The organism is Kutzneria buriramensis, from assembly GCF_003387475.1.
Taxonomy (GTDB): Bacteria; Actinomycetota; Actinomycetes; order Mycobacteriales; family Pseudonocardiaceae; genus Kutzneria; species Kutzneria buriramensis.
In genome coordinates this window covers 346,932-369,653 of record NZ_QUNO01000005.1, presented here as the reverse complement: position 1 = coordinate 369,653, position 22,722 = coordinate 346,932, and the positions used below count along the sequence as shown (strand labels likewise).

The 22,722-nt window shown below is 71.0% G+C and carries 24 protein-coding genes; 18 read left to right on the top strand and 6 right to left on the bottom strand.

Translation table 11 applies throughout. The features are described 5' to 3' along the window. The first annotated feature begins 69 nt into the window (after window positions 1–69). From BCF44_RS16975 to BCF44_RS16915, 13 genes are all read left to right on the top strand, one after another. Window positions 70–342, top strand: coding sequence for an acyl carrier protein (locus tag BCF44_RS16975; RefSeq protein ID WP_116175248.1), 273 nt, complete (start codon window positions 70–72; stop codon window positions 340–342). A gap of 46 nt (window positions 343–388) precedes the next feature. Then, a complete protein-coding gene (locus BCF44_RS16970; RefSeq protein ID WP_116175247.1) occupies window positions 389–1,627 on the top strand; it encodes a beta-ketoacyl-[acyl-carrier-protein] synthase family protein in 1,239 nt (412 codons plus the stop codon). After that, entirely contained in the window at window positions 1,617–2,405 is a 789-nt protein-coding gene (locus BCF44_RS16965) for an alpha/beta fold hydrolase (RefSeq protein ID WP_211353049.1), read from the top strand. Before BCF44_RS16970 ends, BCF44_RS16965 begins: the two co-directional genes overlap by 11 nt. Continuing rightward, window positions 2,402–3,343, top strand: coding sequence for a thioesterase family protein (locus BCF44_RS16960; protein ID WP_116175246.1), 942 nt, complete (start codon window positions 2,402–2,404; stop codon window positions 3,341–3,343). The genes BCF44_RS16965 and BCF44_RS16960 overlap by 4 nt, the downstream gene beginning before the upstream one ends. Continuing rightward, entirely contained in the window at window positions 3,340–4,446 is a 1,107-nt protein-coding gene (locus BCF44_RS16955) for a beta-ketoacyl synthase N-terminal-like domain-containing protein (RefSeq protein ID WP_246015165.1), read from the top strand. The genes BCF44_RS16960 and BCF44_RS16955 overlap by 4 nt, the downstream gene beginning before the upstream one ends. After that, the gene (locus BCF44_RS16950) at window positions 4,443–4,763 is read left to right on the top strand and encodes a 3-hydroxyacyl-ACP dehydratase FabZ family protein (protein ID WP_170217575.1); all 321 of its coding nucleotides are present in this window, start codon (window positions 4,443–4,445) and stop codon (window positions 4,761–4,763) included. Before BCF44_RS16955 ends, BCF44_RS16950 begins: the two co-directional genes overlap by 4 nt. Next, entirely contained in the window at window positions 4,760–5,251 is a 492-nt protein-coding gene (locus BCF44_RS16945) for a 3-hydroxyacyl-ACP dehydratase FabZ family protein (RefSeq protein WP_116175244.1), read from the top strand. The genes BCF44_RS16950 and BCF44_RS16945 overlap by 4 nt, the downstream gene beginning before the upstream one ends. Beyond that, a complete protein-coding gene (gene fabG, locus BCF44_RS16940) occupies window positions 5,248–5,988 on the top strand; it encodes a 3-oxoacyl-[acyl-carrier-protein] reductase (RefSeq protein WP_116175243.1) in 741 nt (246 codons plus the stop codon). Before BCF44_RS16945 ends, fabG begins: the two co-directional genes overlap by 4 nt. Window positions 5,989–6,036: 48 nt before the next feature. After that, a complete protein-coding gene (locus tag BCF44_RS16935) occupies window positions 6,037–6,741 on the top strand; it encodes a 2-hydroxychromene-2-carboxylate isomerase (RefSeq protein WP_116175242.1) in 705 nt (234 codons plus the stop codon). Then, a complete protein-coding gene (locus BCF44_RS16930) occupies window positions 6,738–7,880 on the top strand; it encodes an acyl-CoA dehydrogenase family protein (protein WP_116175241.1) in 1,143 nt (380 codons plus the stop codon). The genes BCF44_RS16935 and BCF44_RS16930 overlap by 4 nt, the downstream gene beginning before the upstream one ends. 36 nt (window positions 7,881–7,916) lie before the next feature. Further along, the gene (gene tsrT / locus BCF44_RS16925; protein ID WP_116175240.1) at window positions 7,917–9,617 is read left to right on the top strand and encodes a tryptophan 2-C-methyltransferase; all 1,701 of its coding nucleotides are present in this window, start codon (window positions 7,917–7,919) and stop codon (window positions 9,615–9,617) included. 109 nt (window positions 9,618–9,726) lie between these two features. Beyond that, window positions 9,727–10,485, top strand: coding sequence for an AfsR/SARP family transcriptional regulator (locus BCF44_RS16920; protein ID WP_116175239.1), 759 nt, complete (start codon window positions 9,727–9,729; stop codon window positions 10,483–10,485). A 39-nt stretch (window positions 10,486–10,524) separates the two neighbouring features. After that, window positions 10,525–11,292 (top strand): AfsR/SARP family transcriptional regulator, encoded by a 768-nt coding sequence (locus tag BCF44_RS16915; RefSeq protein ID WP_116175238.1) that lies wholly within the window; start codon window positions 10,525–10,527, stop codon window positions 11,290–11,292. Between the two features lie 20 nt (window positions 11,293–11,312). Here the strand turns inward: BCF44_RS16915 and BCF44_RS16910 are convergent, their stop codons facing one another. The 6 genes from BCF44_RS16910 to BCF44_RS16885 all read right to left on the bottom strand — a co-directional run bounded on the left by BCF44_RS16910 (window position 11,313) and on the right by BCF44_RS16885 (window position 16,069). After that, a complete protein-coding gene (locus BCF44_RS16910; RefSeq protein ID WP_246015218.1) occupies window positions 11,313–11,768 on the bottom strand; it encodes a flavin reductase family protein in 456 nt (151 codons plus the stop codon). Window positions 11,769–11,821: 53 nt separating this feature from the next. Beyond that, window positions 11,822–13,087 (bottom strand): cation:proton antiporter, encoded by a 1,266-nt coding sequence (locus BCF44_RS16905; RefSeq protein WP_147328512.1) that lies wholly within the window; start codon window positions 13,085–13,087, stop codon window positions 11,822–11,824. Between the two features lie 12 nt (window positions 13,088–13,099). Beyond that, complete coding sequence (locus tag BCF44_RS16900) at window positions 13,100–14,653, bottom strand: tryptophan halogenase family protein (protein ID WP_116175501.1); 1,554 nt, start codon at window positions 14,651–14,653, stop codon at window positions 13,100–13,102. Between the two features lie 119 nt (window positions 14,654–14,772). Further along, the gene (locus BCF44_RS16895) at window positions 14,773–15,501 is read right to left on the bottom strand and encodes a sensor domain-containing protein (protein WP_116175235.1); all 729 of its coding nucleotides are present in this window, start codon (window positions 15,499–15,501) and stop codon (window positions 14,773–14,775) included. Beyond that, window positions 15,498–15,731 carry a hypothetical protein gene (locus tag BCF44_RS16890; RefSeq protein WP_116175234.1) on the bottom strand — a complete coding sequence of 78 codons (234 nt, stop codon included), beginning with the start codon at window positions 15,729–15,731 and terminating at the stop codon, window positions 15,498–15,500. Before BCF44_RS16890 ends, BCF44_RS16895 begins: the two co-directional genes overlap by 4 nt. Next, complete coding sequence (locus BCF44_RS16885; protein ID WP_116175233.1) at window positions 15,728–16,069, bottom strand: ArsR/SmtB family transcription factor; 342 nt, start codon at window positions 16,067–16,069, stop codon at window positions 15,728–15,730. The genes BCF44_RS16890 and BCF44_RS16885 overlap by 4 nt, the downstream gene beginning before the upstream one ends. Before the next feature lie 212 nt (window positions 16,070–16,281). On the opposite strand from BCF44_RS16885, the gene sbnB reads away from it, so the two are divergent. The 5 genes from sbnB (at window position 16,282) to BCF44_RS16860 (ending at window position 22,707) form a co-directional block, all read left to right on the top strand. Beyond that, window positions 16,282–17,289, top strand: coding sequence for a 2,3-diaminopropionate biosynthesis protein SbnB (gene sbnB, locus BCF44_RS16880; protein ID WP_116175232.1), 1,008 nt, complete (start codon window positions 16,282–16,284; stop codon window positions 17,287–17,289). A gap of 476 nt (window positions 17,290–17,765) precedes the next feature. Further along, window positions 17,766–18,815, top strand: a complete 1,050-nt coding sequence (locus BCF44_RS16875; protein WP_147328511.1) for a hypothetical protein — start codon at window positions 17,766–17,768, stop codon at window positions 18,813–18,815. Window positions 18,816–18,858: 43 nt separating this feature from the next. Then, window positions 18,859–20,217 (top strand): cytochrome ubiquinol oxidase subunit I, encoded by a 1,359-nt coding sequence (locus BCF44_RS16870; RefSeq protein ID WP_116175230.1) that lies wholly within the window; start codon window positions 18,859–18,861, stop codon window positions 20,215–20,217. Window positions 20,218–20,227: 10 nt separating this feature from the next. After that, a complete protein-coding gene (locus BCF44_RS16865; RefSeq protein ID WP_116175229.1) occupies window positions 20,228–21,238 on the top strand; it encodes a cytochrome d ubiquinol oxidase subunit II in 1,011 nt (336 codons plus the stop codon). A 182-nt stretch (window positions 21,239–21,420) separates the two neighbouring features. Continuing rightward, window positions 21,421–22,707, top strand: a complete 1,287-nt coding sequence (locus BCF44_RS16860; RefSeq protein WP_246015163.1) for an NAD(P)/FAD-dependent oxidoreductase — start codon at window positions 21,421–21,423, stop codon at window positions 22,705–22,707. Window positions 22,708–22,722 lie beyond the last annotated feature (15 nt).

Below are 22,722 nucleotides of genomic sequence, written 5' to 3'. Positions count from 1 at the left end.
CGTGGGCAGGCCGCGCAGCGCGGCCGTGTCGCCCGAGCCAATGGTGATCACCGTCAGGGGAGAGCAGAGATGACCAACAGCACCACCGGCGCCGCGGCCTTCGTCGACGACGAGCGTCGGGCGAAGATCAAGGAAATCGTGTGCGAGATCCTCGAGATCGACCCGGCCGAGATGACCGGCAGCAGCCTGTTCAAGGAGGACCACGGGGCCGACTCCATGGGCGCCATCGAGATCCTCTCGTCCATCGAGCGCACCCTCGGCGTGGACATCGACCAGAGCGAGCTGGCCAACATGACCAGTTTGGACGGTGTGGTCGAGGTCGTGAACCGGGCCGCCGGCTGACGGCGCCGCCGACGCACCGCACGCCAGCACGGAGGGGGAGCACAGAATGGGAGAACCACACGGATTCGCCGACCGCCGCCGGGTCGTGATCACCGGCCTCGGCGTGGTCACCAGCATCGGCGTCGGCGTCCGGGAATTCCTGGCCGGCCTGCGGACCGGCCGCAGCGGCGCCAAGCCGATCACCTCGTTCCGGACCGAGGGCTACGCCTACGCGACCGGCTGCGAGATCACCGACTTCGACCCGGGGCAGTGGGTCGAGAACACCGATCCGGCGCGGCTCGGCCGGGCCAGCCAGTTCTCGGCCGCCGCGGCCCGGATGGCCGTCGTCGACTCCGGGATGTCTCCGCAGCGGCTGCGGGAACTGCGCACGCTGGTGTCGGTGGGCACCACCGACGGCGAGTCGCGGGACCTGGACACCCTTGCCGTGCAACAGGTCGAGCACGGTCCGGAGAACCTCGACCAGGTGTTCGCCCGGCGGGCGACGGCGAACCGGTTGGCCACCAGCGCCGTGCGCGAGCTCGCGCTGACCAACGTCGAGGCGGTGACGATCCCGACCGCGTGCGCCGCCGGCAACTACGCCATCGGCAACGGCGTGGACGCGATTCGCGCCGGCGACGTGGACGTCGCGCTCGTCGGCGGCGTGGACGCGCTGTGCCGCAAGACGTTCGCCGGCTTCTACCGGCTGGGCGCGATGGCGCCGGCGGTCTGCCAGCCCTTCGACCTGGACCGCAAGGGCATACTCACCGGCGAGGGCGCGGGCCTGTTGTTCCTGGAAAGCCTGGACTCCGCGCTGGCCCGAGGCGCGCGGGTCTACGCCGAGGTGCTCGGCTACGGCCTCAACTGCGACGCGAACAGCCCGGTCGCGCCGGACCAGACCAGCCTGGCCCGCTGCATGCAGCTGGCCCACCGCAACGCCGGGATCAAGCCGGACGACGTGGACTTCATCTCCGCGCACGGAACCGGCACACGGGCCAACGACAAGACCGAGGTCGGAGCGATCCGGGAGGCGTTCCCGACGCCGCCCCCGACGATCTCGATCAAGGGCATGCTCGGCCACACCATGGGCGCGGCCAGCGCCCTGGCCACGGCGGGCTGCGCGCTGGCCATCACCGAGGGGTTCATCCCGCCCACGATCAACCACGAGGCCACCGATCCGGAGTGCGGGCTGGACTGCGTGCCCAACACCGCCCGCGAGGCCGAGGTGGACGTGGTGCAGAACAACTCGCTGGCCTTCGGCGGCAACAACGCCGTGGTGGTGCTGGGCAGGCTGCGGGATGTGGCCTGAACCTCGGCGGGCCTGCTCGGCCGTCGAGGCGCGGCGGGTGTTGCTGCTGCCGGGACTGGCCTGCAGGGCCGGCGACTGGGACGCCTTCGCCGACCACGTCGGCGACCGGTTCGAGCTGTGGGACGTCGAGCTGCCCTGGCACGGGGTCGAGGACCTGGCCTGGACCAGGCGCGGTGATCTGGGGCGGCTGCTCGCCGGCGCGGTCGCCGACGCCGGGACGCGGTTCGACGCGATCGTCGCCCACTCGTTCTCGGCGAGCCTGCTGCTGGAGGTGCTCGCCGCCGGAATGCTGCGGCCGGTGCCCGTGGTGCTGGTCAGCCCGCTGTACCGGGCCAGCGCCGACGACTTCGACTGGGCGACGATCTCCCACTACCTCAACGATTTCCACCTGATATTCGCCGAGGCGCTGACCCTGCGGCGGGGCGGCGGCCGCCGCGCCGACCGCGCGGCCCGCCTGCTGCGCGACCGGATCGGACCCTACGGCTGGACCCGCTTCTTCGAGCTGTACCTGCGGTCCCCGCTGCTGGATCTGGGCGCGGTCACCGCGCCCGGCCTCGTGCTGTGCGGTGACGGCGACATCGCGACGAGGAGCGCGGACTGCCGCCGGCTGGCCGCCGCGCTGCCCGACGGCGAGTACCGCCAGCTCGCGCGGTGCGGGCATTTCCCGATGGCGCAACGGCCCGGGCCGCTGGCCGATGCCGTCGCCGCCTTCCTCGACGACCTCGCGCCCCGGCGGACCGCGGCCGTCACCGACGACGTAAGCCTGGAGTTGATGTGAATCTGACCGCAAGCGCCGAAACCCAGCTCGTACGGACCCGAACGCAGCTGCGGCCACGCTACGAGGGCGCGAACATCTGCACCTGGATCGGCTTCAAGCATGTCAACTATCTCGTCGAGGAGGCCGTGCTGGACCATCTCCGGCAGTGCGGGCATCCGGCCGGCGAGCTCTACGAGCGGCACGGGCTCTGCGTCGATCTCACCGAGATCGACACGAAGATGCTCACCGCGTTCCACATCGACGACCTGGCCACCGCGACCGTGGACCGGCTGGCGTCGGACGGCCCGGGGATCAGGCTGTCGGTCACCTTGGTCGCCGAGCGCGCGCAGCCGGTGCGGGCCGCCGTCTCGAAGGTCACCGTGGTGCTGCGCCGGGATCCGCGCGGCTTCCCGGCGCAGTCGCCGCCGGCCGAGTTGGCCGAGCACGTCGTCGAGCGGCTGGGCAGGGCCGTCGAGCCGGTGGCGCTGACCGGCGCGGATCCGTTGGCCCAGCTCACCGCCGGCCGCAACGCCTTCGCCTGGAAGTGGCGCGCGCCCTACTTCTACTGCCACTTCACCGAACGGGTCCAGATGACCGGGTACCTGAGGCTGTTGGAGGAGGCCGTCGACCGGTTCCTCGCCGATCGCGGCGTGTCCATCAAGCGGCTGCTGGACGAGCAGAACTGGATTCCGGTGGTGCCGCGGTCCCAGGTGAGCATTCTCGACGAGGCGTGGATGGAGCAGGACCTCTACGTGGTGTTCACGGTCGAGGACGTGTTCAAGCGGCTCACCTACACCGCGCGGATGGACTGCTACGTGGTGCGGGAGAACAGGTTGGAGCCCGTCGCGTCCGGTCGGATCACCCACGGGTACGCCGTGATCGACAGCCGTCGGGACTGGAGCCAGGTCGACTTCGACGACCGGCTCGCCGGCGCGCTGAACGGGCAGGCGCGGCCGTGACCGCCGCGACGGCGCCGGACGCCGGGGCACTGGTCGTCACGGCATGGTCGGCGGTGTCGGCGTTCGGGATGGGCTCGGCTGCCTTCCGTGACGGGGTTTCGCGGCAGCGCGACGCCGTCACCGCCGTGGACCTCGACGAGTTCCCGGGGCCGTTCGAGCGGGCCGGTCTGATCCCCGGCTTCAGCCCGACCGGCCACCTGGGCGCCAAGGGCACGCGGAACATGGACCGCCTGACCGCCATCGCGGTGAGCACCGTGGGACAGTTGGTCCGGGAGTACGGCGGCGAGGTCACCGAGGATCCGGAGCGGGTCGGTCTGGTGCTGGGCACCGGATCGGGCAGCGTGCAGAGCATCATGGACTTCACCCGGGACTCGCTGGTGGGGGAGAAGCCCTACCACGTCGACCCGGCCAAGTTCCCCAACACGGTGATGAACAAGGCCACCGCGCAGAGCGCGATCTGGCACGGGATCAAGGGTCCGAACACGACGATCGCCGGCGACTGGCTGACCGGGCTGCTGGCGCTGAGCTACGCGGTGCGCCTGTGCCGCGCCGGACACTGCGACCGCGTGCTGGTCGGCGCGGTCGAGGAGTACTCCACCCAGCGAGCGTGGCTGGAATGGCACGCCGGGGCCGCCGGCGACCGGGCGCCCGCGCTCGGCGAGGGTGGCGCGATCTTCCTGGTGGAGCCGGTGGACGTCGCCGCGCGCGCCGGCCGCACACCGCTGGCGTCGGTGCTGGCGACCCGGTTCATGGCCGCCGCCACGACGGCGCAGGCCGGCGAGACGCTGGCCGACTGCGTGCGGGCGGCGCTCAGGCAGGCCGGGGTCGCGCCGGCGCGGGTCCGTGTGGTGGCGCCGGCGGCCGCCGACGGCGGCCTTGGATCGCTGGAATCGGCCGCCATCACCGAGGTTCTCGGCGAGACGGACGCGCGGTGGGTGCGTTGCCGGCCGTTGCTCGGCGATGCCTCGGCCGTGTCGACCGCGTTCCAGCTGGCGGCCGCGTTGGGCGAGCCGCTCGGCCGTGACGAGGTCGCACTGGTCACCGGCATCGATCGAGACGGCGCCGTCGGCTGTGCCGTCCTCGGCGGCGGGACCACCTCGTGAGCGCCGTGCCGGCGGCGATTCGCGCCGAGGTGAGCGTGCGCCCGGACGATCCCGTCTTCGCCGGCCACTACCCGGGTTTCCCGATCCTGCCGGGGTTGTTCCTGCTGGAGTACGTGCACACCACGACCGGGATCGAGGCGCTGCCCACCGCGGTGGACCGGGTCAAGTTCGTGCGTCCGGTCTATCCGGGCGACCAGGTCGTGCTGGACATCGGTTTCAGCCGGGACGGCGACGAGGTGCGGTGCGACGCCACTGCCTCGGTGGACGCCGACGTGGTCGCCGAGTTCCGGCTGCGTTATCCCGAGGGGGCGAAGTGATCGGCGTCGACCGGATCAAGCGGATCATTCCGCACCGCCACCCGATTCTGCTCGTGGATCGCGTGTCCACAGTGGAGCCCGGGCGGTCGCTGGTGGCGCACAAGGCGGTCACCGCGGCCGAGCCCTGTTACCAGCGGCTGGGCGACGACACTCCCGCCGGCGGCTACGCCTATCCGATCAGCCTGCTGCTGGAGTCCTGGGCCCAGAGCGCGGTGCTGCTCGCCTGCTGGGAGCAGCCCAACCCGGACGTATTGGCGGGCAAGGTGGAGCTGGCGGCCGGCATCGCCGGCGTGCGACTGCTGCGGCCGGTCTATCCCGGCCACACGGTGGAACACCGGGTGGAGATCGTGCGCAGCGTGGACGACGCCGCCGTGGTCGCCGGCGGCAGCCTCGTCGACGACCAGACCGTGTTGGAGGTCAAGCGGTTCACCGTGGCACTGCGGGATTCGGACGTACTGCGGCGGCCCTCGGTCGGGGCGAGCCGGTGACGGCCCGGCCGGTCGCGCTCGTCACCGGCGGCTCGCGCGGCATCGGTCGCCACGTGGTGACCAGGCTCGCCGCCGACGGCTACGACGTCGCCTTCTGCTACCAGCACTCGGCGCAGGCGGCCGATGACGTCGCCCGCCTGGTCAAGGACCACGGTGGCGCGGTGTTGGCGGCCCGGGTGGACGTGTCCCACGGCGACGAGGTGACCCGGTTCGTGCGGTCCACGGAGGACGAACTCGGTCCGGTGCGGGCCGTCGTGTCCTGCGCCGGCATCGTCCGGGACAAGCCGCTGGTGATGCTGGCCGAGCCGGACTGGCGGTCGGTGCTCGGGGTCAATCTCGACGGCACCTACAACGTCTGCCGGGCGGCGGTTTTCCCGATGATGAAACGGAAGTCGGGCGTCGTGGTGACGATGTCGTCGGTGGCCGGCGTGTACGGCAACGCGACCCAGACCAACTACTCCGCGTCCAAGGCCGGGATCATCGGTTTCACCAAGGCGCTGGCCAAGGAGGTCGGCGCCCATGGGGTGCGGGCCAACGTCGTCGCGCCGGGCTTCATCGAGACCGACATGACCTCGGCACTGCCCGACAAGGTGACCGCGCGCCTGCTCGACCGCATTCCGCTCGGGCGGTTCGGCCGTCCCGACGAAGTGGCCGACCTGGTGTCCTTCCTGGTCTCCGACCGCGCCTCGTACGTCACCGGCCAGGTCTTCGGCGTCGACGGCGGCCTGGTCGTGTGACCGCGGGCGGTTCGATTCGACCCCCGACTACGGCCTTGAGGAGTCACGATGGCCGACCGTGCAGCGCCACGGTTCTATTTCTCGTTGCGCAGTCCCTACTCCTGGCTGGCCTACCGGCAACTGCTCGAGCACCACGCCGATGTGGCCCGGCTGCTGCAGTGGAAACCGTTCTGGGAGCCCGACGAGGGCAGCGCCCGGGCGCTGGCCGCCCGGGGCGGGCAGTTCCCGTACTCGGCCATGTCCAAGGCCAAGCACCTGTACGTGCTGCAGGACGTGGCTCGGCTGGCCCGCGCGGCCGGCCTGTCGCCGACCTGGCCCGTCGACCGGGATCCGGTGTGGGAGGTGGCGCACCTGGCCTACCTCGTCGCCCGCGACCGCGGCCAGGGGCCGGCGTACATCGAGGCCGTCTACCGCGCCCGGTGGCAGCAGGGCCGCGACATCTGCGACCCGGCGACGATCGGGGAGATCGGTTCCGAGCTGGGCCTGGACGGGACCGAGCTCGCCGGCGCCTGGCGGGACGAGCGGCGGCGGGAGCAAGGTGTGGGCCTGCTGCTGGACGTCTGCCGGGACGGGGTGTTCGGCGTGCCGTTTTTCGTGCACGGCCACAGCCGGTTCTGGGGAGTGGACCGGCTCACCGAGTTCGCCGAGCATCTGCGGTCCCGGACGGCGCTGGCCGACCGCATGCCCGAGCCGGTGGCCGCCGTCGGGCTCGACCGCGGTGGCGACCAGGGCCACGCGGGCGGCTGCGGATGAGCAGGAGCACGTTTCCCCGGACCGGGGACGACGAGGATCTGGCCGCCCTGCGCGAGCTGGCGAGGTCGTTCTGCGAGCGCGAGCTGGCGCCGCACCAGTTGCGGTGGGCCGACGAGCACCGGGTGGACCGCGGCCTGTGGACCACCGCCGGCGAGATCGGCCTGCTGGGCATGGGAATTCCCGAGCGGTACGGCGGTGGTGGCGGCACCTTCGCCCACGAGGCCGTGCTCGTCGAGGAACAGGCCCGGGTCGGCGACACGGCGTGGGGACTGAGCGCGCACCTGGTCGCCGCCCAGTACCTCGTCACGGCCGGCACCGAGGAGCAGAAGCGGGCGTGGCTGCCCCGCCTGGCCTCCGGCGAGCTGGTGGCCGCCATCGCGATCACCGAGCCCGGCGCGGGGTCCGACCTGGGCGGGATCGCCAGCCGGGCGGTCCGGGAGGGCGCGCAGTACCGGCTCGCCGGCAGCAAGACGTTTGTCACCAACGGGTTGCACGCCGGCCTGGTGCTGCTGCTCGTGCTGGCCGGGCCGGACCGGCAGCCCAGTCTGCTCGTGTTGGAGACCGATCGCACGCCGGGCTTCCGGCGGGGCCCGGCCCTGGACAAGGTCGGGATGCGCGGCCAGGACACCGCGGAGCTGTTCCTGGACGGGGCCGTGGTCCCGGCCGGGAACCTGCTCGGCGGGCGGGAGGGACTGGCCATGGCCCAGCTGGCCCCGATGATGAACCGCGAGCGGCTGTTCATCGCGGTCGCCGCGGTGGCGGCCATGGAGGCCGCGCTGGCGCAGACCGTCGACTACACGCGGCATCGGACGGCCTTCGGCCGGAAGCTGATCCGTTTCCAGAACACGCGGTTCACGCTGGCCGAGTGCGCCGCCGAGGCGGCCGCGAGCCGTGCGCTGCTGGACCGTTCCGTGCAGCGGTATCTGGCTGGGGAGCTGGACACCGCCGGGGCGGCGACGGTCAAGCTGTGGACCACCGAGCGGCTGTGCCGCGTGGTCGACGCGTGCATGCAGCTCTTCGGCGGCTACGGCTACACCACCGAGTACCCGATCGCCCGCGCCTGGGCCGACGCCCGCGTGCGGCGGATCTTCGGCGGCACGAGCGAAATCATGAAACACATCATCGCCGGCGGTCTGTGACCGGCGATCAGCTGATTTCCCGTGGGGGGAAACGCCATGAGCAAAGGCTTGGTACTGCTGGTCAATCCCAACAAGGTGCACCCGCCGATCGCGCCGTACGCGCTGGACGTGCTGACCACCACCCTGTCCGAGGCGGGGTTCGAGGTGGACGTGGTGGATCTGACGTTCGACCGCGAGCGCTGGCGGTCGGTGATCGCCGACTATCTCGACCGGCGCCGGCCGATGCTGGTCGGCGTGACCGTGCGCAACACCGACACGGTCTACGCCTTCGAGCAGCGCCCGTTCGTCAACGAGCACAAGGAGATCATCACCGAGATCCGGCGGCGCACGGCGGCGCCGGTCGTCGTGGGCGGAATCGGCTTCTCCACCATGCCGTTCGCGCTGGTCGACTACTTCGGCGTCGACTACGGCGTCAAGGGACCCGGCGAGCTGATCCTGCGCGACCTCGCGGAGGCCCTGTGGTCCGGGCGTTCGCCGGAGACCGTCGCCGGGCTGCTGGTCAACCGCGGCGGCGGCGAGGTGGTCCGGGTCCCGCCGTTCACGGTCACCGACCGCACGACACCGTTGCAGCTCAACGGTTTCGGCGAGGACCGGGTCTGGCAGGTGGATCGGGAGCACAGCTACGCGCGCGAGTCCGGCGTGCCGAACCGGGTCGACAACCTGCGGTACTACCGGCACGGCGGGCTGGGCAGCATCCTGACCAAGAACGGCTGCGCGTACCGGTGCGCGCACTGCGTCGAGCCCGACGCCAAGGGCAACCGCTTCGGGCGGCGGTCGGTCCAGGCCGTGGTCGACGAGATGGAGTCCCTTGCCGCGCAGGGGATCCACGACCTGCACACCACGGACAGCGAGTTCAACCTGAACATCGCCAACAGCAAGAACCTGTTGCGGGAGATGATCCGCCGCAAGCACGCCGACCACACCAGCCCGCTGCACCAGGTGCGGCTGTGGATCTACTGCCAGCCCGCCCCCTTCGACGAGCAGTTCGCCGAGCTGCTGGCCGAGGCCGGCTGCGCCGGCGTGAACGTCGGCTCCGACCACGTCCGCGCCGAGATGCTCGCGGGCTGGAAGGTCACCGCGAAGGGAACCACGTACTACGACCTGTCCGACACCGAGCAGTTGGTCAAGCTGTGCCATCGGCACGGCATGATCACCATGGTCGAGGCCCTGTTCGGCATGCCGGGGGAGACCCTGGACACCATGCGCGAGTGCGTGGACCGGTTCATGGAGCTGGACGCCACGGTCACCGGCTTCAGCCTGGGGCTGCGGCTCTTCCCGTACATCGGCCTGGGCATGTCCCTGGCCGAGCAGTGCGACGGCGTGCGCACGGTGCCCGGCCTTCAGTCCAACACCGCCCGCGGCCCGATCGTGCTCAAGCCGCTGAGTCGGTGCTCGGGCCCGGTGGAGTACGAGCGGCAGTTCATGTTCGACGAGGACGGCGAGTTCCGCCTGGTCTGCTACTTCTCCCCGGACCTGCCGGAGGACCCGGCGACCGTCGGCAGCCCGACCGGGCGCTGGCACAACTCGCTGCGCCTGCTGTGGGAGCACGTCCCCGAGTCGGAGCGCTACCGGGTCATGCTGCCCACCGTCGAGGGCATCAGCGAGCACGACAACAACTACGCCGACAACCCGTTCCTGACCAGCCTGGTCGGGCTCGGCTACACCGGTGCGTTCTGGGCGCACTGGCGCGACCGCGAGGCGATCATGGCCAAGGCCGGCGCCGCGGCGCCGCGGTGAGCCCGCCCCGGGGCATACCCCGGTGGTATGCCCCGGGCCGTGCGGCTGGTATTTCCGGCCGCCCGCCGAACGGGGCATGATCTCAACCACTCGACTTTGGGGGGAACCAATGGAGATCGAGTTGTTGGGTTCCGTCGCGCTGGTGCAAGGGGAGCACCGGTGCGCGGTCGCCTCCGTCAGAATCCGCACCCTGGTCGCGTTGATGGCGTTGTCCCCGGGCAGCTCGCGCCCGTTCGATCTGCTCGTGGAGCAGCTGTGGGCGGGCCGGCCGCCGGGAAACGCCAGAAACGCGTTGCAGGCCAACATAGTTCGACTACGCAAGCTGTTCGAGTCGCTGACCGGCCGCCGGGGCGACGAACTGCTGCGCACCGTCAGCAGCGGCTATCTCCTGGACGTGCCGCCGGACTCCGTCGACGCGCACCGCTTCCTGCGGCTCACCGACGAGGGCGCCGCCCAGGTGGACCGCGACCCGGCGGCCGCCGTCGACCTGCTGGAACGGGCGCTGCACCTGTGGCGTGGGCCCGCCCTGGTCGACGTGCCCGACCAGCCCGGCCTGCGGGAGCAGTCGGCGCGGTTGGACGAGCGGCGGCTGTCGGCCCGGGAGGACCTGATCGCCGCGAAGCTCGCCATTGGCGAGGAACGCGGGCTGGTCTCCGAGCTCAGGCAGTTGGCCGAGGCCCATCCCGAGCGCGAGCGGTTCAGCGAGCAGCTGATGCTCGCGCTGTACCGCAACGGGCGGCAGACCGAGGCGCTCGACGTCTTCCACCGCGCCCGGCGCCGGCTGGCCAGCGAGCTGGGCCTGCAGCCGGGGCGCGGGATGTGCCGCCTGTACGAGGCGATCCTGGTGCAGGACAGGGTGCTCGGCTAGGACGGCGAGAGGGGGCCGGCCAGGTTAGGGGGACAGACCATGGAATTTCGCGTGCTCGGGCCGGTCGAGGCCGAGGCGGACGGCGAGCAGATCGCACTGGACGGGGCCAAGCAACGCACGGTGCTGGCCGTCCTGCTGCTCGAACGGGACAGCGTCGTGTCGGACCAGCGGATCAGCGAACTGGTGTGGGGGCACAAGACCCCGGCAACGCTCAACGCGCAGATATACACCTACGTCTCGCGGCTGCGTAAGACGCTCGGGCCCGGCGTGCGTATCGTGCGGCGCTCGCCCGGCTACCTGTTGCAGATCGGCGGGTCCGGCTTCGATCTCGCCGACTTCACCGAGCTGGCCACGCGCGGTGCGGTCGAGCTGGCCGCCGACCGCCACGAGGCGGCGGCGAAGCTGTTGCGTGGCGCGCTGACGTGCTGGCGCGGGCCGGCGCTGGCCAACGTCACCGAGCACCTGGCCAGCGCCGAGGCGCCGAGGCTGGAGGAGGCCCGGATCGCCGCCCTGGAGCAGCTGTTCGAGGCCGAGACCGCGGTCGGCCGGCACTGGCTGATCCTGCCCGAGCTGGTCCGGCAGGTGGACCGGCATCCGCTGCGGGAACGGCTGCGCGCCCAGCTGATGACGGCGCTCTACCGGTGCGAACGGCAGGCCGAGGCGCTCGCGGTGTACGACGAGGGCCGACGGGTGCTCGCCGCCGAGCTGGGCATCGACCCCGGACCGCTGCTGCGCGGCGTGCACCGGGCGATCCTCACCTCCGACCCGCGGCTGGGGAACCGAGGCAGCAGCCTCGCGGCCGGCTGACCCGGTTCCCCGGTCCTGGTTCAGCGCCTTGGCCACGAGTGGTACTCCCGCAGCCCGTAGAGCAGCGGCCGGTGCGCGGGCAGCTCCGTGATCGCGCCGACCACGCCGAACACCACCACGTGGTCGCCGACCGGCCGGGTGTCGTCCAGCCAGCAGTCGGCGATCGTGTGCGCGTCCGCGACCAGATGGGGGCCGGCCGCCGCGGGCGGCCGTTCCCAGCGGACGCGGTCGAACCGGTTCGGATCGCCCGAGGCGAACAGCTCCGCCGTGTCCCGCGCCCGCTCGTGCAGCAGATTCACCGAGAACTGGCCGCAGTCCAGCACGGCGCGCAGGGTCGGGCTGCCCGTCCGCAGGCATACCAGCAAAGTGAGCGGTTCCAGGCTCACGCTGCACACCGATGAGCAGGTCATTCCCCAGGGTCCGTCGTCACGGCCGTCAGCCGCGACGACAGCCACCCCGCTGGGAAAGCGGCTCATCATCGCCCGGAACCGCGACGGCGTCGCGGTGCTCTGTCTCGTCGGCGATTCCGTCATCGCGCATCGTTTCCCAACTCGACGGCTGCCGGCACGGTGACGGCACGCGCCTGCCACCGGTCGAGCAGCGTCAGCAACGGTCCGGTCATGGCGGTGGTGGCCAGCGCCATCACCAGCAGGGCCAGGAACAGCGGCGGGCTCAGGATTCCCGAGGCCACCCCGACCTGGAGCACCACCAGCTCGGTGAGTCCTCGGGTGTTGACCAGCGCGCCGATCCGGAGCGCCAGCATCGGCGTGTGGCCGCTGAGGCGGGCGCCGAGGTAACCGCCGCCGATCTTGCCGAGCACACCGAGGAGGACGGCGACCACCAGCACCGGCCACGCCGGGGCGACAAAACCCCGGGTCAGCACGGAAACCCCGGTGATGACGAAGAACAGCGGGACCAGGTGCCGGCCGACCGAGCCGACCTTGGCCACCACCGCCGGCCACGGCCCGTCGCCGTCGGTCGGCACGGCCAGGCCGACCAGCGCCGCGCCGAGAATGCCGGTGAGTCCGAGCTGCTGCATGACCGCCGACGACGCCAGGGCCAGTCCGCCCAGCAGCACGGCCATGACGACTTGCCGCCGTGCGGACAGGGCGCGCGCCGGGGCGGAACGCAGGAGCACACGGAACACCAGTGCCGCCAGCACACCGCAGACCAAGACCACGACCGAGTGGATCACCCCGGCGACGGTGCCGGACTGAAGACCGATCGCCACCGTCGCCAACAGCCAGCCGGCCGAGTCGATCACGATCGCCGCCCGCAGCGCCAGCCGGCCCTCGACGGTGTCGGTCAGTCCCTTGTCCGTGAGGATCCGGGCCAGCACCGGCACCGCCGTGACGGCCAGACCCGCGGCCAGGAACACCACCAGCGCGCCCGGCCGGGCGCCGCCGACCACCACCGTATTGCCGTCCAGCAGCAGCCAGCCCGCCAACCCGATCCCGCACAGCAGGGCCGGGATCAGCGCGCCGGCCACCACCCATCCCATCCGGTGCCGGCGTTTCTCGCCGGGGACGTGGTACACGACCGAGACCAAAAACAGGGCCAGACCGGCGTTCGATACCTGTTGCACGACCCCCAGCACCGGCCCGGGCAGCAGCTGCCCCATCTCGCGCCCGCCGACCAGCCAGAGCATCACCGGCCCGACGAGCAGGCCGGCCAGCACCTCGCCGATGACCTCGGGCTGCCGCAGCAGCCGGGCCAGCGCGCGGCCGCCCATCGCGACCAGCCAGATCACCGCGACCACGGCGGCCACGTGGGCCGCCAGTGCCGCGACCTGCATGCCCGTCACCGGTCAGCGCCGCAGGGAGGCGAAGTACTCGTACTGGTTGGGCAGCTTGTCCACCAGCGTGCGGGCCTTGTCGGCGATGAGCTGGAACTCCTCGCGGGCCAGGCTGTCGTCGACCAGGCCCAGCGCGGGGGAGGGCCGCAGCGGGATCGCGCCGCCGCCGAGCAGGATGCACATGTACGACATCGGCGGCAGTCCGTGGTAGTACGGCATGATCGACTCGGAGTCGGGCAGCTGCACCTTCCACTGCTCGATCCGCTCGGCCAGCGCATCCGGCACCCGACGGGTCTTGGTGTCCCGCCAGTACCGCGTGTCCGACCGGGCGGCGCTGAGATAGTGCAGCACCAGGAATTCGCGGATGCCCTCCTGCACGTTGGCGACCGCGCTGTTGTACTGGTCGCGGTGCACCGGATTCCACGCCTGGTCGGGGAAGTGCCTCACCAGCTGCTCGATGGCGTGGTGGATGAAGAAGATCCCGGTCGACTCCAGCGGCTCCACGAACCCGCTCGACAGTCCGATCGCGACACAGTTGTTCACCCACGAGTTGCGGCTGCGGCCGATGCGCATCCGGATGTGGTTGGCCTCGGCGTCCGCGCCGGCCGGGCCGACGAACTCGCGCAGCGTGCGCTCCGCCTCCTCGGGCGAGCAGTAGTCCTTCGCGTAGACGTAGCCGGTGCCGATCCGGTTGAACAGCGGGATCGTCCAGATCCAGCCGGCTTCCTGCGCGGTGGCCGTGGTGCACGGGCGGATCCCGCGCTCGAACATGTCCTGCGGCACCTGCAGCGCCACCGCGCTGTCGTTGGGCAGCGTGTCCTGGAAGGAGATGAACGGCTCGCCCAGGGCCTGGTTCAGCAGCACCGCGCGGAAACCGGTGCAGTCGATGAACAGGTCCCCGTGGATCTCGCCGTGCTCCGCGGTGACCACGTGGCTCACCCAGCCGCGGTCGTCGAGCGCCACGTGGCGCACGTCGTCGATCAGGTGCTTGGCGCCCCGGTCCACCGCGTAGCCGGTGAGGAACTTCGCCAGCAGCGCCGCCTCGAAGTGGTAGGCGTACGGGAACTGGGTCTTGCCCTGGTGCTCCGACATCGTCATCCGGTGCAGGTTGTCCGAGCCGTCGACGTAGTCGTTCTCGAACATCGACCCGTCCAGGTGCCGCGGGCTGCGCTCGGCGTCGCACAGCGAGGCCAGCACGAAGCAGTCCTTGTCGAACCGGTCCGACGGCCGGTTCTGCAGCCACCAGTCGGTGAGCGGGAAGCCCTCCACCGTCCGGACCTGCTCGAACGGGTGGTAGAAGTGGTGGCCCGGCTCGCGCCAGTTCTCGAAGCGGACGGCCAGTTTGTAGGTCGCGTTGCACGCCGGCATCCAGTCCTCCTCGCGCAGGTCGAGGAACTCGAAGAAGTGCCGGATGTCGCTGAACGTCGCCTCCCCGACGCCGATCGTGCCGACCTTGCCGGACTCCACCAGCGTGACGTCCACCCGGTCGGCGAACGCCGCCTTGAGATAGGACGCGGTCATCCACCCCGCGGTGCCGCCGCCGACGATGACGACTTTCTTGGCCATGTCGAACTCCCCCATTCGATTGTCCATTCCCGAGATCGCAATCAATTCGCGTGCGATGCGAGTGGCGAGTGTGCCGTGCGGGAATAGCATAGATTCGGGGAAATGCGTGGGCTACGTCGTTAAGTGCTCCGTGAAATTCGCTGGTCGAGCCGCCACGGCGGCAGCGGGCCCGGCTCGGCGAGCACCCGCTTCGCCGCCGCCAGCGGGTCGGTGGCCGGCCCGAGCAGCGCGCGCGCCACCCGGGCGTGCAGGGCGGCGACGGCGACCACCAGGTGGCTCGCGGCGGCGGCGAGCACGACGCAGACCGCCGCGAAGACCAGGGCGCTCGGCAGATCGCCGAGCCAGATTCCCAGCGGCGCGATGTGCAACCCGTGCTCGGTCCGGCCGTCCGGCCAGGTCTGCGGGATCGTCCAGAACCACAGCGGCACCGTGATGCCGGCCAGCAGGGTGAGCCAGAGCAGCATCGTCGCCGCGTCCAGTAACAGCAACGCCGGCATGAGCGCCATCAGGTAGCCGCAGTCCCGGCGGGTGGCCGGGTCCGTCCATCTGACTCTGAGCTGGGTGAACACGCCGGCGTCGCCGACGGCCAGGTAGCCGCCGGTGATCGGCTCGGCGACCAGCCGCGTACGCCAGCGTTCGATGTCCGCGCAGCCGCGCACGATGCCCGCCGCGCCCACCAACAGTGGGAAACCCAGCCAGCTGATGCTCAGGACACAGGCAACCGCGACGACCACGACCGTCGCCACGAACAGCGCGGGACCGAGCGCCAGATAGCTGCCCAGGTACGCGGTGGCCGCCCACGGCGCGCGGGTCAGGGGCAGCCGGACCGCGCTCGCGGCCCGGCTCACTCCACGCTCCGCAGCAACTCCTCCACCGAGGCCAGCCGGGCGGCCACGGTGGCGAGCTCGGCCTGGAGCGCCTCCTGGTTGGCCACTGCCTGCTCGGCGAGCTTGCGGTAGCTGGCCATGGCGATGGCGTCCGCGCGGTGGCGCTGGAGCCGGAAGTACGAGACGACGCCCGCGGTGATGCCGCCGATGACGATCAGAACGATGGCGATGGCGACGATGGCGCCGGTCATGTCGTGCTCCCCTTCACGTTGGATTCCCCCAGTTCGGTCTCGGCGTCGCCGTCGTCGGCCATCGCCTCGAGCACGGTGTCCACGGTGAGATGCAGGTCGAACGGTGTGAGCTCGAAGAACTTCATCGCCTTGCCCTGCGGCGAGAGTTCCAGGCTGCCGGTGACGAGGCCGGCTTTCTCCAGGCGCTCGAGGTGCATGTAGAGCAGCGGGCGGGACAGCTGCAGGCGCCGGGCCAGCTCGCTGACGTGCAGGCGGTTGCGGGCCAGCTCCACGATGATCCGCAGGCGCTGCTCGTGGCCGACGGCGGCGAGCACGGCAAGCAGTTGCTCCCTGGTCACCGCGGCCTCCGATCCGGCATGTTAGTTCTGACTTACAGGTGTAATGCTAACCTGTTTCTCGCCGTCCGCACAGTCTACTGACGTGTCGATCAAGCGGCCGACCCGGCGCTTGAAGCCAGCGCTGAAAGACCGCGCATACGCTTGACCGTCGATTTCCGGCGCCGGAGACTGGTCGCCATTGGCCGGGAAAGACGTCACTGGGGGCAGGCGAAATGGGCACACCCACGTTTTCAGTCATCGGTGGCGCGGTCGTCCAGGAAATGCTGCGCGATCGCCACCGGGAGCTCGTCGATGTGGTCGAGCACGCCTATCGGCTGCACGGCCGGGCGCAGACCGTCAATCCGCCCAGCTACTTCCTGACCTACCCGGACCGGCCCGGCGCCCGCACCATCGCGCTGCCGGCCTCCGTGCGCGGCGACATCGCCGTCGACGGCATCAAGTGGATCTCCAGCTTCCCCGCCAACATCCGCACCGGCCTGCCGCGCGCGTCCGCCGTGCTCGTCCTCAACGATCCGGAGACCGGCTATCCCTTCGGCTGCCTGGAAAGCTCCATCATCAGCGCCACCAGGACCGCCGCCTCCGCCGTGCTGGCCGCCGCCACCCTGGCCCGCGGCGACCGCCCGCGCCGGGTCACCTACTTCGGCACCGGCCTGATCGCCCGCTACGTCCACGAGTTCCTGGTCGGCACCGGCTGGGAGTTCGACGAGGTCGGCGTGTACGACCTGTCCGCCGACTACGCCCGGCGGTTCCGGGAGCACATCCATGCCGACTCGGTGACCGTGCACACCGATCCCCGGTCCGCCATCGAGAAGGCCGGGCTCGTCGTGTTCGCCACCACCGCCGCCACGCCGCACGTGCATGACCCCTCGTGGTTCGCCCACCACCCGCTGGTGCTCCACCTGTCGCTCCGGGACCTGGCTCCCGAGGTCATCCTGGCCGCCACCAACGTCCTCGACGACGTCGATCACTGCCTCAAGGCCAACACCTCGCCGCACCTTGCCGAACAGCTCACCGGCTCTCGCGACTTCGTCGACGCCACCCTCTACGACGTGCTCACCGGTGCCGTCACGCCGCGGCCCGGCAAGCCTCTCGTCTTCTCCCCGTTCGGCCTCGGAGTCCTGGACCTTGCCGTCGGAAAGTTCGTCTACGACGAGGCCGCGCGGCGTGGCCGCCTCCAGCGGATCGACGGCTTCTTCGCCGAACTCAGCCGCTACAACTGACAATGCCGGCCTTGCGGGTTCGCCGCCCATCTGGACAGGAGTCGCAGCGACTGCGCCGAAGGTGAGTCGGGCTCGGCCGTGCAGGCGTCCAGCGCCATCCCGAGACGCAGCGGACCTACCTGCTGCGGGGGATGGTGTTCTGCGCCTGCGGGCGGTGGATCTCGCTGGGGTTGATGACCGGGCCGTTGAGGCGCGGCAGAAGTCGGTGTTGCGCAAGCGCGGGTCATCGAGGCGCACGTGCCTGCCGCGCCCGGTAGTCAGCGGTCCGGAAAGGCCGGGTTACGAAGGATGACCCGCGTCTCAGCGGTCCCCAGGCCGGGCGGCCTGGTAGATCGTGAGCACCTGCTCGACGTGCTGGACAACCATGACGGCGATCCTCCCTGGCCCAGCCCGCAGCAGACCGAGGAGAGAGAGGGGCTCCCGTCATTCAACCGGCGCCGCTGAGTACCCGGCGTTGCATCGGGTAGTCAACCGGTGTGCCTGCGCAACGGACTGTCCTACTGGGCCTGTTGGCCGATCCCGGCCTGGCCACCGAGCTCGCGGAGCCGCTGGCCGACCGTCTGCCCCAACTGCTGGCGCGACGGGTGGACAGCGGCGTGCGCTGGCGGGTGATGCTGGTGCGGGATCAGTTCGCGGCCGACGAGCACGGCAGCGTCCGACACGTCGTGGGCATGGTCCGTGGGCAGGTCGTCAAGGACCGGTGCGACCTGTGGGTGTGCCTGACCGACCTGCCGCGGCGTGCCGGCACGGACCCGATCATCGCCGACGCCAGCGCGCAGGACGGGCTGGCCGTCGCCTCGCTGCCTGCGATGGGCGGCTGGGGACTCCGCCACAAGGTGGCCGACACGGTCACCGCGCTGGTCGGCGAACTTGTCGGCCGGCCGCGCCCGCTGTCGAGCCTGGCGCGGCGGATCGAGACGCCCACCGACGACATCGGGGTGCGGTTCATCGCGTCGGGGCATTTCGGCCGGCTACGCATGATCGCCGGCATGGTGCGGGCCAACCGGCCATGGCGGCTGGCGATCGGGTTGTCCAGTGTGCTGGTCGCCGCGTTGGGCACCGGCGCCTACACGATGATAAGCCCGACCATCTGGCAGCTGGGCATCCAGTCGCATCCGCTGCGGCTGCTCGCCGTGATGCTGCTGTCCCTGTCGGCCATGGTCGCTTGGCTGATCTCGCGGCACCGCCTGTGGGAACGCCCGGACGACGCGCTGGGCCGCGGCCGGGCCGTGTTGTACAACCTCACCACGGTCATCACGCTGGTGTGCGGTGTCCTCGCGTTGTACGCCGCACTGTTCGCGCTGGTGTTGGCGGGAGCCACCCTGCTTCTCGACCCGGAAGTCCTGCAGCGCCAGATCGGCCATCCGCTCAGCCTGCTCGACCACCTGCGGTTGGCCTGGCTGGCCGCGTCGGTGGCCACCATCGCCGGCGCGCTCGGCGCTCGCCTGGAGAGCGAGGAGGCGGTGCTCAGGGCGACGTACGGCTATCGCCAACGCAAGCGCCGGGAGCAGTTCGCCGCCGATTGAGCACCACGCGTTTGCCCCGGCATCGTGCGGGCAGCCTGCGCCCATGGTGTCGAACGCGCTCGCCGTCGTGCGACCGGACGACCTCGCGGCCGCCCGCGCCCAGATGGGCTTCTCCCTGGCCTGGCACATCGTGCTCGCCTGCCTGGGCGTCGGCCTGCCGCTGCTGACCGTGCTGGTCGAGTGGCGCGGGATCCGCACCGGTGACCGGAGCTACCGGCTGCTGGCCCGGCGCTGGGCGCGGGCCATGGGCGTGTTGTTCGCTGTCGGCGCCGTATCCGGCACGATCCTCAGTTTCGAGATGGGGCTGTTGTGGCCGGGGCTGATGGGCCGATTCGGTCAGGTCATCGGGCTGCCGTTCGCCATGGAGGGCATCGCGTTCTTCGTCGAGGCCATCTTCCTGGGTATCTATCTGTACGGCTGGGACCGGCTGCCGCCCCGCCGGCACGTGCTGACCGGTGTGCCGATCATCATCGCCGGCATCTGTTCGGCCTTCTTCGTGGTCAGCGCGAACGCGTGGATGAACCAGCCGCAGGGCTTCACGCTGCGCGAGGGCCATGTCGTCGGCGTGCAGCCGTGGGCGGCGATGTTCAACCCGGCGACCCCGCCGGAGACGATCCACATGATCCTGGCCGCGATCATGGTCGCCTGCTTCCTCACCGCCGCGGTCTATGCGGTGGCCCTGCTACGCGGCCGCCGGGACCGATACCACCGCATCGGTTTTGTCCTGCCGTTCGCGGTCGGCGCGGTGGTGACCCCATTCCAGATCGTCGCCGGCGACTACGCGGCACGGTTCGTCGCCCAGTACCAGCCGGCCAAGCTGGCCGCGATCGAGGGCGTCTACCACACCGGCTCGCACATCCCGTTGACCGTCGGGGGAGTCGCCGCCGACGGGCAGCTCGACTACGGCGTGAAGATCCCGGACGGCCTGTCGCTGCTGGTCGGCTCCAACCCGGACACGGTGATCACCGGGCTTGATCGCGTGCCCCGGGACCTGTGGCCGCCGGTGACGGGCGTGCACCTGTCCTTCGATCTGATGGTCGGCGTCGGATTCTTCCTGCTGGCGCTGGGAGTGTGGTTTGCCGCAGCACGGTGGTGGCGAGGGGTTCCGAATCGTGCGTTCCTCGTTTTGGGGGCGATAGCCGGTCCGGCGGCGGTGGTCGCGCTGGAATGCGGTTGGACCGTCACCGAGGAGGGGCGGCAGCCGTGGGTGGTGCAGGGCGTGATGAGCGTGCACGACGCCGTGAACCCGGCACCGGGGCTGATGGCCGGGCTGTGGCTGGTGCTTGTCGTCTACGCGGGCCTGACCGTCGCCGTGGTCTACGTGATGCGCCGGCTGGCCAGACAGACGCCGGTGCCGACCGCGCCGCAGGAGCGGGACGTCGAAAGCTACCCCGTGACGTGAAGGGAATCCGATGCTGGCCGATGTCTGTCTCGCCGCGATGTGGATCGGCTTGAGCTGCTACGGGCTGTTCGCCGGGGCGGACTTCGGGGGCGGCGCATGGGACCTGCTCGCCGGCCGCGACGACCGTCAGCGGCGGCGAGTCGAACACAGCATCGGGCCGGTCTGGGAGGCCAACCACGTGTGGCTGATCTTCGTGGTGGTGCTGCTGTGGACGTGTTTCCCGACTGTCTTCGCCGCGGTGATGTCTACTTTGTACATTCCGCTCACATTGGCCGCGCTGGGCATCATCGCACGGGGTTCCTCGTTCGCGTTCCGCAAAGTGACCGAGCAGCCGGGTCTGCGACGACTGTTCGGCGGCCTGTTCGCGCTCTCATCGGTGTTCACGCCGTTCTTTCTCGGCACGGTCGCCGGCGCCGTCGCCTCCGGCCGCGTGCCGCTGGGCGTGGCGGCCGGCAACCCGGTCACGAGCTGGACCGGGCCCAGTTCGCTGCTCGGCGGCGTGCTCGCCGTGCTGGCGTGCGCGTATCTGGCGGCTGTGTATCTGTGCGCCGACGCCGTTCGTGCTGGCGAACCCGAGGTGGCCGCGGCGTTTCGTGCCCGCGCCCTGGCCACCGGCGTGGCGACCGGCGTCGTCGCGCTGGCCGGAATCTGGATCCTGCGCGCCGACGCTCCGCTGTTGTTCGCCGGTCTCACCGGCCGGGCGCTGCCGCTGGTGGTGTTCTCCGCCGTGGCCGGCATCGCCGAGTTCCCGCTGCTGTGGTGGCGCCGCTACGGCATTGCCCGCCTGGTCGCGGCGGCGGCGGTCGTGGCCATCCTGTGGGGTTGGGGCGCCGCACAGTACCCGACCATGCTGGAGCCCGACGTCACCGTCGGCACCTCGGCGGCGACCGACAGCGTCCTGGCGTCCGTGCTGATCGTGCTGGCCGTCGGCGCGGTGATCCTGATCCCGTCGCTGTGGTGGCTGTACAGCATGTTCTCGCGTCCGGTGCCGGGCGCCGGCACCGGTGCGCGAACCGAATGACGACCGTTACAGCGGTGCGCCTGCCGAAGACGACGTCCGAACAGGTCAGACCGTTGTGGATGAACCGCATGGTCTCCGACATCCGGTGCGACAGGGCAGAGCCGACGTCCGGTCGGGTTTGTCCCGGCTGGACCGGGTACTCCGTCCCCTTGCGTCGAGCTCTCCAAAGCGGGGTGAAGGGTGTGGGCACACCGAAGCGGATCGTGATCGTCGGCGGCGGCTTCGCCGGCTTCAACGCGGCCCGCGCGCTGATCCGTGCGTTGCCGCCGGACACAGAGGTGGTGCTGGTCAACAAAACCGACTACTTCCTCTACCTGCCGCTGCTGCCGCAGGTGGCGGCGGCCGCGCTGGATCCGCGTCGGGTGGCGGTGTCGCTGACCAAGGCGCTGCCACGGGTGCGGTTGGCGTTGGGCACGGCCGACAAGGTGTCGGTCGATCGACGCGAACTGACCTACACCGATCCGGAGGGCAGCTCACATACTGTCGGCTATGACCGCTTGGTGTTGGCCGCCGGAAGCGTGAACAAGCTGCTGCCCATCCCGGGTGTTGGTGTGCACGCGCACGGTTTCCGTAGCATCGCGGAGGCGTTGTACCTGCGGGATCACGTGATTCGGCAGATCGAGTTGGCCGGCGCGACACAGGACCCGGCGCTGCGGGACGCCCGCTGCACGTTCGTCGTGGTCGGAGCCGGCTACACCGGCACGGAAGTCGCCGCGCAGGGGCCGCCGTTCACCGCGGCGGTCGCCGGCGCCTACGCGGCCCTGAGCAGCCAGCGGATCCGCTGGCTGCTGGTGGACGTGGCCCCGAAGGTGTTGCCGGAATTGGATCCGCGGCTGTCCCGCGCGGCGGACAGGTTGCTGCGCCGGCGCGGGGTCGAGGTGCTGACCGGAACCTCCGTGCGGGAGGCCACTGGCGAGGGTGTCCTGCTGACCACCGGCGAGTTCATCCCCAGCCGGACCCTCGCCTGGTGCGTCGGCGTGCGACCGGATCCGCTGACGGACGCCACCGGTCTGCCGACCCAGGGCGGCCGGCTCGTGGTCGACACCACGCTCGCCGTGCCCGGGCATCCGGAGATCTTCGCCTGCGGGGACTGCGCCGCGGTGCCGGACCTGACCAGGCAGGGCGAGTTGACGGCGATGACCGCACAACACGCGACGCGGCAGGGCCGGCTGGCCGGGCGCAATGTCGCCGCGTCGCTGGGACACGGCCGGGCCGGCGAGTACCGGCACCACGACCTCGGCTTCGTCGTCGACTTCGGCGGGCTGCAGGCGGCGGCCAATCCATTGGGCGTCCCGCTGTCCGGGCTGCCCGCAGCGGTGGTGACGCGCGGCTACCACCTGGCGGCGATGCCGGGCAACCGCGCGCGAATCCTGGTCGACTGGGCCGTCGACGCGGTGGTCGGCCGGCAGACCGTACAACTGGGCCTGGTCCGGTCCGGCGACGTGCCGCTCGACACGGCCCGCCCCTGAGCCGGCCGACCGCGT